The organism is Loktanella salsilacus, from assembly GCF_024206795.1.
GTDB lineage: Bacteria > Pseudomonadota > Alphaproteobacteria > Rhodobacterales > Rhodobacteraceae > Loktanella > Loktanella salsilacus.
Genome location: NZ_CP072994.1, coordinates 3,168,250 through 3,181,590 on the forward strand (window position 1 = coordinate 3,168,250; position 13,341 = coordinate 3,181,590).

16 protein-coding genes are annotated in these 13,341 nt (G+C 59.2%); 7 read left to right on the plus strand and 9 right to left on the minus strand.

From position 1 onward, the window contains the following. Positions 1 to 105 precede the first annotated feature (105 nt). From KBW81_RS15315 to KBW81_RS15335, 5 genes are all read left to right on the plus strand, one after another. Positions 106 to 852: a class II aldolase and adducin N-terminal domain-containing protein gene (locus tag KBW81_RS15315; protein WP_090186041.1), complete on the plus strand. Its 747-nt coding sequence runs from the start codon at positions 106 to 108 to the stop codon at positions 850 to 852. Next, positions 849 to 1,334, plus strand: a complete 486-nt coding sequence (locus KBW81_RS15320; RefSeq protein WP_254247768.1) for a DUF1810 domain-containing protein — start codon at positions 849 to 851, stop codon at positions 1,332 to 1,334. The genes KBW81_RS15315 and KBW81_RS15320 overlap by 4 nt, the downstream gene beginning before the upstream one ends. A gap of 6 nt (positions 1,335 to 1,340) precedes the next feature. Beyond that, on the plus strand, positions 1,341 to 2,198 hold the full coding sequence (locus KBW81_RS15325; protein WP_254247769.1) for an SDR family oxidoreductase: 858 nt from the start codon (positions 1,341 to 1,343) through the stop codon (positions 2,196 to 2,198). Between the two features lie 119 nt (positions 2,199 to 2,317). After that, positions 2,318 to 3,106: an ion transporter gene (locus KBW81_RS15330; RefSeq protein WP_254247770.1), complete on the plus strand. Its 789-nt coding sequence runs from the start codon at positions 2,318 to 2,320 to the stop codon at positions 3,104 to 3,106. 466 nt (positions 3,107 to 3,572) lie between these two features. Further along, positions 3,573 to 4,259, plus strand: a complete 687-nt coding sequence (locus tag KBW81_RS15335) for an HTTM domain-containing protein (RefSeq protein WP_254247771.1) — start codon at positions 3,573 to 3,575, stop codon at positions 4,257 to 4,259. Here KBW81_RS15335 and dxs read toward each other — a convergent pair whose 3' ends face one another. The 7 genes from dxs to KBW81_RS15370 all read right to left on the minus strand — a co-directional run bounded on the left by dxs (position 4,260) and on the right by KBW81_RS15370 (position 10,101). Further along, positions 4,260 to 6,173: a 1-deoxy-D-xylulose-5-phosphate synthase gene (gene dxs, locus KBW81_RS15340; RefSeq protein ID WP_254247772.1), complete on the minus strand. Its 1,914-nt coding sequence runs from the start codon at positions 6,171 to 6,173 to the stop codon at positions 4,260 to 4,262. 10 nt (positions 6,174 to 6,183) lie between these two features. Further along, positions 6,184 to 7,047 (minus strand): polyprenyl synthetase family protein, encoded by an 864-nt coding sequence (locus tag KBW81_RS15345; protein ID WP_254247773.1) that lies wholly within the window; start codon positions 7,045 to 7,047, stop codon positions 6,184 to 6,186. After that, positions 7,047 to 7,286, minus strand: coding sequence for an exodeoxyribonuclease VII small subunit (locus KBW81_RS15350; RefSeq protein WP_090188801.1), 240 nt, complete (start codon positions 7,284 to 7,286; stop codon positions 7,047 to 7,049). Before KBW81_RS15350 ends, KBW81_RS15345 begins: the two co-directional genes overlap by 1 nt. Beyond that, positions 7,267 to 8,208 (minus strand): histone deacetylase family protein, encoded by a 942-nt coding sequence (locus KBW81_RS15355; RefSeq protein WP_254247774.1) that lies wholly within the window; start codon positions 8,206 to 8,208, stop codon positions 7,267 to 7,269. The genes KBW81_RS15350 and KBW81_RS15355 overlap by 20 nt, the downstream gene beginning before the upstream one ends. A gap of 101 nt (positions 8,209 to 8,309) precedes the next feature. Continuing rightward, on the minus strand, positions 8,310 to 8,798 hold the full coding sequence (locus KBW81_RS15360; RefSeq protein WP_254247775.1) for a hypothetical protein: 489 nt from the start codon (positions 8,796 to 8,798) through the stop codon (positions 8,310 to 8,312). A gap of 99 nt (positions 8,799 to 8,897) precedes the next feature. Then, entirely contained in the window at positions 8,898 to 9,599 is a 702-nt protein-coding gene (locus KBW81_RS15365; protein WP_254247776.1) for a response regulator, read from the minus strand. Beyond that, positions 9,589 to 10,101, minus strand: a complete 513-nt coding sequence (locus tag KBW81_RS15370; protein ID WP_090188789.1) for a MarR family winged helix-turn-helix transcriptional regulator — start codon at positions 10,099 to 10,101, stop codon at positions 9,589 to 9,591. The genes KBW81_RS15365 and KBW81_RS15370 overlap by 11 nt, the downstream gene beginning before the upstream one ends. A 152-nt stretch (positions 10,102 to 10,253) precedes the next feature. Here KBW81_RS15370 and KBW81_RS15375 point away from each other — a divergent pair, with 152 nt between their 5' ends. Continuing rightward, positions 10,254 to 11,123, plus strand: a complete 870-nt coding sequence (locus tag KBW81_RS15375; RefSeq protein WP_254247777.1) for a branched-chain amino acid aminotransferase — start codon at positions 10,254 to 10,256, stop codon at positions 11,121 to 11,123. A 4-nt stretch (positions 11,124 to 11,127) separates the two neighbouring features. Here KBW81_RS15375 and KBW81_RS15380 read toward each other — a convergent pair whose 3' ends face one another. Further along, positions 11,128 to 11,319, minus strand: a complete 192-nt coding sequence (locus tag KBW81_RS15380; RefSeq protein ID WP_090188783.1) for a hypothetical protein — start codon at positions 11,317 to 11,319, stop codon at positions 11,128 to 11,130. A 111-nt stretch (positions 11,320 to 11,430) separates the two neighbouring features. Between KBW81_RS15380 and KBW81_RS15385 the strand changes: the two genes are divergently transcribed. Further along, positions 11,431 to 12,354, plus strand: a complete 924-nt coding sequence (locus tag KBW81_RS15385; protein WP_254247778.1) for a formate/nitrite transporter family protein — start codon at positions 11,431 to 11,433, stop codon at positions 12,352 to 12,354. On the opposite strand, the gene KBW81_RS15390 is transcribed toward KBW81_RS15385, so the two are convergent. Beyond that, positions 12,351 to 13,274 (minus strand): DMT family transporter, encoded by a 924-nt coding sequence (locus KBW81_RS15390; protein WP_090188781.1) that lies wholly within the window; start codon positions 13,272 to 13,274, stop codon positions 12,351 to 12,353. The two genes, KBW81_RS15385 and KBW81_RS15390, sit on opposite strands and share 4 nt — an antisense overlap. Positions 13,275 to 13,341: the final 67 nt, after the last annotated feature.

Below are 13,341 nucleotides of genomic sequence, written 5' to 3' on the forward strand. Positions count from 1 at the left end.
TCCAAACTCTTTTAAGGTAGCCCGGGCCAAGTGCTTTTGCGGTGGCCTTATCGCCTAGCTTCCTGCAACATCAGGCAAAGACCGGGAATTGTGACGGGGGCCGATATGACCATACACCACAACATCTCTCATTGGGCGGAGCGGGTCGACCTTGCCGCCGCCTTTCGCTGGACCGCCCGCCTGAACATGCACGAGGCGGTTTCGAATCACTTCAGCCTTGCTGTGAATGATGACGGCAGCCAATTCCTGATGAACCCGAACCAGATGCACTTTGCCCGCATCCGCGCCAGTGACATGCTGCTGATCGACGCAAACGATCCCAAAACGATGGAAGGGCCGAACGCGCCGGACCCAACGGCTTGGGGCCTGCATGGCGGGCTGCACCGTCTGGTGCCGCATGCCCGTTGCGCCATGCACGTCCATTCGATCCACGCGACGGTGCTAGCGTCCCTTGCCGACAGCACACTGCCGCCCATTGATCAAAACTGCTGCACTTTCTACGACCGCGTCGTCATCGACGACGGCTATGGCGGTCTGGCGTTCGAGGATGAAGGCGCCCGCTGCGCCGCCCTGTTCACCGACCCCAAGAAAAAGGTCATGGTGATGGGCAATCACGGCGTGCTGGTCATCGGCGACACCATCGCCGAGACCTTTAACCGCATGTACTACTTTGAACGCGCCGCAGAGACTTACATCCGCGCCCTGCAAACGGGCCAGCCTTTGCGCGTGTTGCCCCACGACATTGCCGAAAAAACCGCTCAGCAGATCGAAGCCTATCCAGAGCAAGACCTGCGCCACCTGTCAGAGCTGAAAGCTCTGCTTGACCGTGAAGGGTCGGATTACGCCTCATGAATGACTCCGCAGATTTTGACGATGATGATTTTGAAGACGACGAAGATGAATTCGATCACTTCGTTGCGGCGCAAGACACGGTTTACGACACCGTCGTCGCAGAGCTGACCGCAGGTAAAAAGCAAACCCACTGGATGTGGTTCATCTTTCCTGTGCTGACCGGCATCGGGGAATCCCCCATGGCCATGTTTTATTCGCTGCGCGACACAGCAGAGGCGCAGGCCTATCTGGCGCATCCCCTGCTGGGTGAACGGCTGCTGGAATGTATGCGCCTGATCCGAGAGCATAAGGGCACCGATCCCGTCGCCATCATGGGCGACACCGACGCCTATAAACTGCGTGCCTGCGCGACCTTATTCGAGGCAGCCGCCCCAACCACCCCCATCTTTGCCGCTGTTCTGGACGAGATGTTCGGCGGTCAGCGCTGCACGAAATCACAGCGCATTCTGCGCGCGCCCCCGGCTGACGATCTGTTCGGATAAACGCCTGTGACCCGCACATTACTTTCTTTTGGCCACGGCTATTCCGCGCAGGCCCTTGAGCGTCTGCTGCTGCCGCAGGGTTGGCGTATCATCGGCACCACAAGGTCAGAGGCAAAGGCCGAAGCCATGCGCACGCGCGGTATTGAGGCGCTGATCTGGCCCGGCGCAGACGTCACCGACGCGCTGACTGCTGCCTCTCATCTGCTGATGTCCGCCAGCCCCGATGATGGAAGCGACCCTGTCTTGGCCGCGCTTCAAGATCAGATCACCGCCCTCGCGGATCAGTTTGAATGGGCCGGCTACCTGTCTACTACCGGCGTTTACGGCGATCATGGCGGCGACTGGGTGGATGAAACCGCCCCCCTGACCCCAGCCACCCGGCGCGGCCAAGCCCGTGTTGTGGCAGAGGCGGCATGGCAGGCTATCCCCGCCCTACCGCTGCATATCTTTCGCCTTGCGGGCATCTATGGCCCCGGCCGCGGCCCCTTTGCCAAGGTGCGCAACGGCACGGCGCGGCGGATTATCAAGGACGGTCAGGTCTTTAGCCGCACCCATGTCGACGACATCGCGCAGGTGCTGGCCGCGTCCATCGCCCGGCCCAATCCCGGCGCGATTTACAACGTCTGCGACGACGACCCTGCCCCGCCACAAGACGTCATCGCCTATGCCGCCCAGCTACTAGGCCTGCCAGTGCCAGAGGCCGTGCCATTCGAGGACGCCGAGTTGACCCCCATGGCCCGCAGCTTTTACGCCGAAAGCAAAAAGGTACGGAACGACAGGATCAAGGACGATCTTGGGGTAAAGCTGCTGTTTCCCGACTATCGCAGCGGGTTGCAGTCGCTTTTGGATCAAGGCGACACGTAACGCCGCAGGCCAAGACAAACCGCCACTATTTCACCAGCGGTACCGTTGTCGGGCCAATACGCCTTGCGCGCAGGCCGCCCAAAGCACATCTGTCCAAAGCACCAAAAATGAAAGCCACCATGTCCCTGAGCCAAAGCCTCGCGACACTGCTTGATCGCCCCGCCGTCACCCGCTTTATCACAGGGGTCATCATCTTTAACGCCGTGTTGCTGGGGCTTGAGACGTCGACCACCATTATGGCAACGGTTGGCCCGCTTATCTTGCTGCTCGACGTGATCTGCCTTGCGATCTTTGTGGCAGAGATTTTGGCAAAGCTGTTCGTGCAACGCGCCTCTTTCTTTCGGAACGGCTGGAATATCTTTGACTTTATCGTCGTTGGCATCGCCCTTGTCCCGGTCGGACATGGCCTAGCCGTGCTTCGCGCCTTGCGGGTCCTGCGGGCGCTGCGCGTCATTTCGGTCGCGCCGACGCTGCGCCGCGTGGTCGAAGGCTTTGTCAGCGCCCTGCCCGGCATGGCGTCGGTCTTTGTACTGATGGGTATCATCTTTTACATCGCGGCCGTCATGGCGACGCAACTGTTCGGCGCAGCCTTCCCTGACTGGTTCGGCAGCCTTGGCCATTCGGCCTATTCCCTGTTCCAAATCATGACGCTGGAAAGCTGGTCCATGGGCATCGTCCGCCCCGTGATGGAGGTGTTCCCCTACGCTTGGGCCTTCTTCATCCCCTTCATCCTTGTGACCACCTTCGCGGTAGTAAACCTGCTGGTCGGCCTGATCGTAAACTCAATGCAGGACGCCCACGCCGAAGAAGGCAACGCCGCCACCGAATCCTACCGGGACGAGGTGATGGCAAAGCTAAATGCGATTGAACAGCGGCTGGATGAGCGGAAGCATTCAAAAGACGCTTAAACGGATATTTACCATTGCGGCCCTAGCTACAGGGCATGCTGCACATCTTGTCCCTGATCTTGCCTGTCCTCGTCCCGTCATGGCGGTTTTTTCAATCCGTAGAACCGTCGCCAAGGGTACAGTGGGCGCTAGATAAGCCAACTCAAACGGCTGTCTGGCAAGAATTCTGGCCGCGCCCAGCGCATGTCACCCTTGGGCAGATGCTGACGCGTCTTTTCTGGAACCCCGCCCGCAACGAGGCACTCTTCGTCGTCAGTTGCGCCGAACGTATCGCGCTGAGGTACACAGTACATAGCATTGACGCAATTAACGCACGTATTTGCAACGACTTGAGGGATCGAAATATAGAAACAAAGGAGCTGATGCTGCGGTTTCGGCTCGTTTTTGTCAGCCGCAGTATAAATGGCTGGTCAGAAGATATCGTGTTTCAATCCACGCCTATACCGGCTGACGGATCTGCCAAAGTATGACCTTCGACGCCGCGATAAGAGCGACGGAAATCCTACTGGCGCTGGCTTTTTTTCAGCAGTCAGCCGAGCATATCATCCCTTCTGGCACCGTCAGGCTGCTATTTCTACCGCGTGCGATTGGCAGCCTATTGGTGCTGGTGGGGTTTCAAACTGACGTAGCATTGCTGCTGCTGTCCCTGCATTCGGCAATTGTGCTGCATCACTATCAGGGGCCCTATAACGGCGGCAGTGACCGAATGGGGCTGCTCGTTTTGTACTGCCTCACGCTTGCGCATTGGCTGCCGGCGGGCTTTTCGGCGCAGATGGCCTTTGGACACCTCGCGATACAGGTCGTGATGTCCTATTTTATGTCTGGTCTGGTCAAAATCACGAACCCTGACTGGCGCAGCGGCCAAGCCTTGCAGGATGTCTTCGCATTCTCGGCCTACCCCGTGTCCGAATCCCTGCGTCTTTTAGCAGATCGGCCCCGGCTGCTACATACCGGCGCATGGGCCGTTATGCTGTTCGAGCTCGCGTTCCCCATGGGGTTTGTGCGCCCAGCGCTGCTGAAGATCACCCTTGCGATCGCATTCGCTTTTCACGTGGCAAACGCCTGCTTGTTCGGGCTGAACCGGTTCGTCTGGTTTTGGGCCGCGTCCTACCCATCGCTTTTTTGGCTTCAGGCGCAGATTTTTCCGCCTTGATCAGGCCCGCTTCCCAATCACACCGACGCCCAACACCTCTAGCACCTTCGCCTCGATATCTGACGCGTTCAGGCCCGCCATGGCATACATGTCCGCAGGGCTGGACTGGTCGATAAAAGTATCAGGTAGCACCATGGACCGGAACTTTAACCCGGTATCAAACACTGCCTCATCCGCCAGCAACTGCGCGACATGGCTGCCAAAGCCGCCAACGGCACCTTCTTCGATCGTGATCAGCGCGTCATGGTCGGCTGCCAGTTTCAGGATCATGTCCCGGTCCAGCGGCTTAGCAAAGCGGGCATCAGCGATGGTCGGCGTAATGCCCTTAGCGCCCAAGGCTTCGCAGGCTTGTTCAACCTCTTGCAGCCGGGTGCCAAAGGACAAGATCGCAACCTGTTTGCCTTCGCGGATCATGCGGCCTTTGCCGATTTCCAGCGGCTTGGCATCCACGGGGATCTCAACGCCGACACCTTCACCGCGGGGAAAGCGGAACGCGATGGGGCCGTCGTTATGCGCGGCTGCGGTGACAACCATGCGCACCAATTCAGCCTCGTCCGCGGCCGCCATCACGACCATGCCTGGCAGGTTCGCAAGGAAGGCTACATCGAAGGACCCCGCATGCGTCGCGCCGTCGGCCCCAACCAGACCCGCTCGGTCGATGGCAAAACGCACCGGCAAACGCTGAATCGCCACGTCGTGGACGATCTGATCGTAGCCTCGTTGCAAGAAAGTGGAATAAAGCGCGCAAAACGGCTTCATCCCGCCCGCGGCAAGACCGGCGCAAAACGTGACGGCGTGCTGCTCAGCAATGCCTACGTCGAAGCACCTGCTGGCGTAGCGGTTCATGAATTTATCTAGGCCCGTGCCATCTGGCATCGCAGCGGTGACAGCAACGATCTTGTCATCCTTCGACGCCAGATCAATCAGCGTATCGGCAAAGACCGAAGTATAGGACGGCGCATTGCTTTTCGCCTTTTGCTGCTCTCCGGTGATGACGTCAAACTTGCCGCGCGCATGGCCCCGGTCTGCGGCACCTTCGGCGGGTGCAAACCCTTTGCCTTTTTTCGTGATAGCGTGGATCAGGATCGGCCCGGTTGCGCGGTCCTTGACGGTGCGCAGAACAGACAACAGCTGGTCAATATCATGCCCGTCGATGGGACCGACATAGGAAAATCCCAGTTCTTCGAACAGGGTGCCGCCGACGGTCATATGCTTGAACATATCCTTGGCGCGCTTGGCCCCTTCGCGGAACGGCGGCGGCAGAAAGGATACGGCCCCCTTGGCAGCGGCCTTCAAATCCTGAAACGGGCCTTCCGCATATAGACGCGACAGATAGGACGACATCGCACCGACAGGCGGGGCGATCGACATCTCGTTATCGTTCAGGATCACGATCAACCGCTTGCCCAAATGACCCGCGTTGTTCATCGCTTCATAAGCCATGCCAGCAGACAGCGCGCCGTCGCCAATCACCGCAATTGCATCGCCGGGATCGCCGCCCAGATCGCGTGCGGCGGCAAAGCCCAGCGCCGCACTGATCGAGGTGCTGGAATGCGCCGCGCCAAAGGGGTCAAACGGGCTTTCGCTGCGCTTGGTAAAGCCAGACAAGCCATCCTTCATCCGCAGGGTCCGGATGCGGTCGCGCCGCCCGGTCAGGATCTTGTGCGGATAACACTGGTGCGACACGTCCCAGATGATCTTATCGCGCGGCGTATCGAACACTGCATGCAGCGCCACGGTGATTTCCACCACGCCCAGACCCGCCCCAAGGTGGCCGCCCGTGGCAGCAACCGTCGCAATCGTCTCGGCCCGCAGTTCGTCCGCAAGGCGGCGCAATTGCGCGTCAGACAGCCCCTTCATATCCGCAGGCACATGCACACGGTCAAGGATCGGCGTTTTTGGGCGGTCGGTCATGATCGTGTCCTTACTTGTCGCGCGCGATGACAAAGCGGGCAGCATCCTTTAGCGCATCTGCACGTGTCCCAAAAGAACCTAGTGCGTCGCAGGCAGTGTCCACTAAATCCACCGCACGCCGCTTTGCGCCGTCCAGTCCCAGCAAAGAGACAAAGGTTGCTTTGCCAGCAGCGGCATCTTTGCCCACCGCCTTGCCGACCGCATCCACAGACCCGGTTTCATCCAAGATGTCGTCCGCGATCTGAAACGCAAGGCCCAGCGCATCCCCGTAAGCCTTAAGTGGCGTAATATCCGCCTGCGCGATCCGCGGTCCGGCGCAGCAAGCCCAAGTCATTAGCGCGCCGGTTTTACCCGCCTGCAGCGTTGTAATCTGGTCCAAAGTCAAAGCGGGGCCTGTTTCGGCGGCAATATCCAGCGCCTGCCCCAGCACCATACCGCCAGCACCTGCAGCCTGCGCCAAAGTTAAGGCAAGCTCTGCCCGGGCTTCGCCCGTCACACCAGCCCCCGGCGCGCAAACCATCTCGAAGGCGAGCGCCTGCAGGGCATCGCCGACAAGAATCGCTGTCGCTTCGTCCCATTTGCGGTGCACTGTGGGCTGGCCGCGGCGCAGATCGTCGTCGTCCATCGCGGGCAGGTCGTCGTGCACCAGCGAATAGGCATGTAGCGCCTCGATCGCTGCGGCCGCATGACCGGCGCGGTCGCCAACATCATACAGGCGCGCGCTTTCCAGCACCAAAAACGCCCGCAGCCCCTTACCGCCGCGCACCGCATACAGCATGGCATCGCGCAACGGCACGTCAGGCACTGGCGTCAGCGCAAGTTCAATCAGCCGCTGCGCCGTCGTGGCGTCCAACGCCAGCTGATTAGTAAACATCACGGATCCAGCGGAGCCGTGCCAGCCGCCTGACCATCAGGACCAACAGTAATCTTGGCGACCTTTTCCTCGGCCTCGCTCAGTTTCGTCTCGCAACGCTTTTTCAATGCGGCACCGCGTTCATACAGCGCAATACTGTCATCCAGCGCGACATCGCCGCGCTCTAGCTTACCGACGACCTGCTCTAGCTCGCGGATCGCATCCTCGAACGTCATTTCTTCAACCGGCGTTTCTGCCATCGCTCCGCTCCCTCAACACGTTGACATGCGCGGCGGCACAAGCCCCCAGCGCCGTCAGGTCATAACCGCCCTCTAGGCACGACACCACCCGCCCGGCGCAGTGTTTGTCCGCCAGATCACAAAGTGCTTGCGTGATCCACGTAAAATCATCCTCGACCAATGCAAGCCCCGCCAGCGGATCGTCACGATGCGCGTCAAACCCAGCCGAGATGATGATCAAATCAGGCTTGAATGCATCAACCCGCGGCAGCACACGGCGCTCCATCGCGGCGCGAAATCCGCGACCATTGGTCCCCTCATCCAGCGGAACGTTGACCACGTTGTCATCAACGCCAGTCTCATCCGCCGCCCCCGTGCCAGGATAAAGTGGGCTTTGATGGGTCGAACAGAACAAAATACGCGGATCGTCTTCGACCAGATCCTGCGTACCGTTGCCGTGGTGCACGTCGAAATCGACAATCGCGACCCGCCGCAACCCGTGGTGATCCAGCGCATGTGTGGCCGCAATCGCCACATTGCCGAAAAAGCAAAACCCCATCGCGGTCGTGCGCTCTGCGTGATGCCCCGGCGGGCGCATCGCGACAAAGGCATTCGCGACATCGCCGCCCAGCACCAAATCAACGGCCCGCACAGCACCGCCAGCGCTGCGCCACACAGCGGCCAAAGTGCCCTGCGACATATGTGTATCCGCATCCAGCGACACCCAACCTTCGGTAGGTGCCGCGCGGCGGATTGAAGCAAGGTGTGACTTCGGATGTGCCCGCAAGACGTCATCTTCGGCGGCCATCGGCGCGGACACTCGGTGCAGATCCATGCCTTGCAGCGCGCCAAGGACAGCGTCCATGCGGGCCACCTGTTCCGGGTGGCCGGGCGGCGTGACGTGATCAAGGCAATCGGTGTGGGTAATCAGTGCTGTTTTCATACCTCTACCAAAGCGAAACCACAGCCCAAGGACAAGTCACTTCATCTGGCCAAACAAACTCCCGCCGGAGGCGCCTCGCCTCCGGCGAGCCGTTCGACCGCTTATTCGGCTTCCTGACAGATCAACGCCTCTTCCAGCGCGGCCATCGTGCCGGTCAGGTCGATTGTCATGACCGAACCGGAGCTATTCGCGAGATCCATCGTCTGACGGGCAGCAATGTCGAACAGGAAATCTTCGCTGTCGAAATAGATATCAGCACCCGGCACACCATTCAGGTACATGCCCGTGGCTTCACCCTCGTATGGTTCGCCATCCAAGGCGAAGGTCACGGGATAGGTCGCGCCTTCTTCAATGTCGCCCCATGCCATGTTGAAGGCGGTCAAATAGCCCATGCCAGCGTTGTTATCAAAGCCGATGCGGACGACGGACCCGTCAGTGAATTCGGACTGGATCAAACAACCATCGCCCAGCGATGGGTCCCACATCACGTCCCAGCCCCCGGCCGTACCCCAGTTTTCTAAATCTTGGGCATGCGCTGCACCCGCCGATAGCAAAGCAAGGGTGAGCACCGTCATCATTGACTTAAACATGTTTCTCTCCGATCAAATGTTTGTGTCCAAATGTTCGGTCATCAACCCTACTAAGTCTGCAATTTTCACGCGCCGCCTAACCTAAAGGCCGAATTGTCGCTAATCAGGTGCCAACATATACCCCGACCCGCGCACCGTTTGCAGATACCGAGGTTGCTTTGGATCCGTCTCAATCTTGCGTCGCAGACGCGTAATCTGCACGTCGACAGCGCGTTCCTGCGTTTGTCCACCAGACCGGCTCAGCTCTTCCACCAACTCTAACCGCGTCACAGGCTCGTGCGGGCGGGCAGAGAAGATGCGCATCAGCTGGCTTTCCGTTGCCGTCAGCCGCACCAAACCGTCATCGCGCCGCATTTCACCCTTGGTGATGTCATACCGCGCCGGCCCAAGCTGCAGGACGGTCTGGGCAATTGGCTGCGCCTCTGCCTGCGGGGCGCGGCGCAGGATCGCATTGATCCGCAACAACAGCTCTTTGGGTTCAAAGGGTTTGGCGAGGTAATCGTCAGCCCCGGCCTCTAGCCCAGCAATCCGGTCCTCTGTCTCTCCCCTCGCGGTCAGCAGCATGACGGGGGTGCCGGTACGGTGCCGCAGGTCGCGGCAAAAGCTGATGCCGTCCTCGCCGGGCATCATCACGTCCAGGACGATCAGATCAAAGGCAAGCCCACCCAGAATGCGCCGCGCATTGGCGGCGTCGCGCGCTACCGTCACTAAAAACCCGGACCGCACCAGAAACTTGCGTAGCAAGCCGCGAATGCGTTCATCGTCGTCAACAATCAACAGATGGGGTTCATCAACGCCCATCAGGTTTATCCACCAATGCCAGATAGTGGTGCCGCATTTCGTCGTCCATCATCGCCTCCAAGACTTGTCGAAAGCCGGCGACAGCCGCCGGGCCCGCAGCGCGATAAGCGCTGCGCATCCGGTCCCGCTGCGCATCCGACAAGCTACGCTCTAACGCAGCGCCTTTGTCCGTCAGATGCAGATGCCGTTCTCTCTTGTCCCTTTTCCCTACAGTAGACGATACAAGACCGTCCGCGATAAGGCTACGCAACACACGATTAAGGGATTGTTTCGTAACACCAAGGATCGCCAATAAATTATTGACCGTGGTTCCGGGGCTACGATGTATAAAATGGATCGCCCGGTGATGCGCCCGCCCGTACGCCAAATCCGACAGGATCCGGTCTGGGTCGGCAGTGAACCCGCGATAGGCAAAGAACATCGCCTCGATCCCCTTGCGCAGCTGTTCATCCGTCAGGAACAGCAATGTCTGCCCCGAGGTGCCTTGCGGTGTCTGGTTCATATGCGCGCCCTCGGTGAGTTCCGGCAGTACAATACGTCAGCCTTGTTGACATGACTAGACTCAACTGGTAGCGAAGCGACACAAATTGCGCAACTTTATGTCCGAAACGGACATAAACGCGATACAAATGCAAAATAGGAAGGAGTTTGGCCATGGATGGCGCCTATGACGACCGCGACGGTAAAATCTGGATGGACGGCCAACTGCTTGATTGGCGCGATGCAAAAGTCCACGTTCTGACCCACGCCCTGCACTACGCGTCCTCTGTTTTCGAAGGCGAGCGCTGCTACAACGGAAAGATCTTTAAAGACCGCGAACATGCAGAGCGTCTGCACTTTTCGGCCAACTGCCTCGACTTTCAAATCCCATATACCGTCGACGAGCTGATCGCTGCCAAGGCTGAAACGCTGCAGGCGAACGGCCTGACGGACGCCTATGTGCGCGCCTTCGCATGGCGCGGCGCTGGCCCCGACATGGGCGTCGCATCCGCGCGCAACCCGGTGCGCACGGCGATCGCGGTGTGGTCATGGGGTAATTACTATGGCGATGCCAAAACCAAAGGTGCGAAACTGGACATCGCAAAATGGAAGCGTCCCAGCCCCGAAACGATCCCGCATCAGGCGAAAGCGGCCGGTCTGTACATGATCTGCACCATGTCCAAGCACGCCGCAGAAGCGAAGGGCTGTTCCGACGCCATGATGTTCGACTATCGCGGCTACGTGGCCGAGGCGACGGGCGCGAACATCTTCTTTGTCAAAGACGGTGAAGTGCACACGCCCAAGCCCGATTGCTTCCTCAACGGCCTGACCCGTCAGACCGTCGTTGGCATGCTGCGCAACAAGGGCGTCACCGTTCACGAACGTCACATCATGCCAGAAGAGCTGGAAAGCTTTCAGCAATGCTGGCTGACCGGAACGGCTGCCGAAGTCACCCCCGTCGGCCAGATTGGCGACTACAACTTCGAAGTCGGCAAGCTGACGCTAGACATCGCTGCCGACTACGAAAAGCTGGTGCGGGCTTAAGGGCCTAAACCTGTTCAGGCGTGCGCGCCTTAACCCATCCCGCAATCAGGCCACCCGGCCGGTTGCGGGACCTTGGCCGCCGCAGCAGGGCCTCTGCCGCGGCATTGCGATGATCGCGGCGCGCCAGACGCAGGAACCGTTCTAGCCGCTGGCTGCCGTCCTTTGTTTCGATGTGATCCAGTGGATGTCGTGCCATAATCGTATCCTCCTGCCCCCTGTATACACTAAAACGCCCCATTCTCGAAATCGCGCTGCTTGACGCACTCCAGATCTGCGCCATTTCCTGCTGACAAGAGTGAGGATGCGCATGAATAACGAGATTGAACCGGAACTTCGCCGCGCTGTCAGCGAAAACGAAGCCCACCGCCAGAAGGCCGTATCCGATCGCGTCGAACAGGAAGCAAACCTGCCCGACGAAGAGGAAGCCGTCCGCGAAGCATCGCACCTGTCGGCCAAGCTGGTCTATCAAGTCGTGCGCCGCGAAGGCGACGAAGAGCTGCGCCGGCCCAATTCCTCGCTTTTCTGGTCCGGCATCGCGGCCGGTGTCTGCATCAGTTTTTCCGTCATCGGCGAAGGTCTGTTCAAGACCTACCTGCCGGAAACGACCTGGCTGCCGCTGCTTGAAAGCCTTGGTTACACCTTCGGCTTCTTGATCGTGATCATCGGGCGCATGCAGCTATTCACCGAAAACACATTGACGACAGTGCTGCCGCTGTTCGCGCGTCCCAGCTTTTACAATCTGTGGTGCGTTGCGCGGCTGTGGGGCATCGTGCTCGGGGCAAACGTGATCGGTTGTTTTATCGCCGCCGCCTTTATCGCCTATATGCCCACGTTCGAGCCTGAAATGCTGGCCAGCATCACCGAGATCAGCAAACACGCGACCGAAAACAGCGCATGGATAGGGTTTGCCAAGGCAGTGCCCGCTGGCCTGCTAATCGCCGCCCTTGTCTGGATGCTGGCAGCAGGAGAGCAAGAAAACTTCTTTATCATCATCCTGATGACATGGCTGATCGCCGCAGGCGGCTTTACCCATATCATCGCAGGCTCGGTGGAAATGGGTTTCTTGATCCTGACCGGAGAGTTGGGACTTTTCGCCGGTATCTTTGGCTTCTTTATCCCTGTCTTTCTTGGCAACGTCGTCGGGGGCACCTTGGTCTTTGGCCTGATCACCTGGGGCCAAGTCCGCGAAGAAGTGCGCGATGCCAGCAATAATAGCACCAAGTCGCGTTAATGATGCCCCACGGTCCCGGTAACCTTGCGTTGCCGGGCCCGCTTTAGCCCCAAATGACGTTCGCGTAGAATGATCATCAAGCCTGCCGAAATCACGATTGCAGCGCCGATCATCATTGTGACGGTCGGCACTTCGTCAAAGATGAAATAGCCCACAATCAATGCGAGTAGCATTGAGGTATAATCGAACGGGGCCACCAAAGACGCATCGGCAAAGCGATAGGACGAAGTCAGGAAAATCTGCCCAATCCCGCCCAGCAACCCGGCCATGATCAACATCACCCACTGGGATGCACTTGGCCATGCCCAGCCCCACGGCAATGTCAGCAGCGACAGGCAGGTCGCTGTCACAGAAAACCAGAAAACGATAGCAGCGGTATCTTCGGTAAACACCAGTTTGCGCACAAACACCTGCGCGAGCGCGGCGCAAACTGCGCCCATCAGCACCAACATCGCACCCAATGTCTGCGCGTGATTGACCGACGCGCCCATGGAAAACCGCGGGCTTAGCACGATCAGGACGCCAATCAGGCCCAGCGCAACCGCTGATAGCCGAAAGGCGCGCACTTCTTCGTTCAGAAACATTGCCGCAAAGATGACCACCAGAAGCGGCGCAGCATAGCCAATCGCCGTCACCTCTGGCAGTGGCAGCAGACCCAGACCTGCAAAACCGAACCCCATCGCAAGCGTACCAACCAATCCGCGCCAAACATGGCCCATCGGCTGCTTTGTCTTCCAACCGTGGCGCAATTCATGCCGCATCGCCAACCAGCCGATAATAATCGGCAGTGCAAACAGGCTACGGAAAAACACCGCCTGCCCAGGCGGAATATCAGTCGAGGCCGCTTTGATCAGCGATGCCATCCCGACGAACACCATGACCGAGACAATTTTGTAGCTAATTCCGCGCAAGGGCTGCATAGAAAGGACCCCTTTCGCCGCGACCCTATGCCTGCCAGCGCGCGGATAAAACCCCACGACATCGCCC

Bases quoted from the DNA above. Each gene is read 5' to 3' on its own strand.
- KBW81_RS15370 (WP_090188789.1), bottom strand. From the start codon at position 10,101: ATGAACCAGACACCGCAAGGCACCTCGGGGCAGACATTGCTGTTCCTG.
- KBW81_RS15385 (WP_254247778.1), top strand. From the start codon at position 11,431: ATGAATAACGAGATTGAACCGGAACTTCGCCGCGCTGTCAGCGAAAAC.
- KBW81_RS15380 (WP_090188783.1), bottom strand. From the start codon at position 11,319: ATGGCACGACATCCACTGGATCACATCGAAACAAAGGACGGCAGCCAG.
- KBW81_RS15360 (WP_254247775.1), bottom strand. From the start codon at position 8,798: ATGTTTAAGTCAATGATGACGGTGCTCACCCTTGCTTTGCTATCGGCG.
- KBW81_RS15320 (WP_254247768.1), top strand. From the start codon at position 849: ATGAATGACTCCGCAGATTTTGACGATGATGATTTTGAAGACGACGAA.
- dxs (WP_254247772.1), bottom strand. From the start codon at position 6,173: ATGACCGACCGCCCAAAAACGCCGATCCTTGACCGTGTGCATGTGCCT.
- KBW81_RS15345 (WP_254247773.1), bottom strand. From the start codon at position 7,047: ATGTTTACTAATCAGCTGGCGTTGGACGCCACGACGGCGCAGCGGCTG.
- KBW81_RS15350 (WP_090188801.1), bottom strand. From the start codon at position 7,286: ATGGCAGAAACGCCGGTTGAAGAAATGACGTTCGAGGATGCGATCCGC.
- KBW81_RS15315 (WP_090186041.1), top strand. From the start codon at position 106: ATGACCATACACCACAACATCTCTCATTGGGCGGAGCGGGTCGACCTT.
- KBW81_RS15375 (WP_254247777.1), top strand. From the start codon at position 10,254: ATGGATGGCGCCTATGACGACCGCGACGGTAAAATCTGGATGGACGGC.
- KBW81_RS15355 (WP_254247774.1), bottom strand. From the start codon at position 8,208: ATGAAAACAGCACTGATTACCCACACCGATTGCCTTGATCACGTCACG.
- KBW81_RS15390 (WP_090188781.1), bottom strand. From the start codon at position 13,274: ATGCAGCCCTTGCGCGGAATTAGCTACAAAATTGTCTCGGTCATGGTG.
- KBW81_RS15330 (WP_254247770.1), top strand. From the start codon at position 2,318: ATGTCCCTGAGCCAAAGCCTCGCGACACTGCTTGATCGCCCCGCCGTC.
- KBW81_RS15365 (WP_254247776.1), bottom strand. From the start codon at position 9,599: ATGGGCGTTGATGAACCCCATCTGTTGATTGTTGACGACGATGAACGC.
- KBW81_RS15335 (WP_254247771.1), top strand. From the start codon at position 3,573: ATGACCTTCGACGCCGCGATAAGAGCGACGGAAATCCTACTGGCGCTG.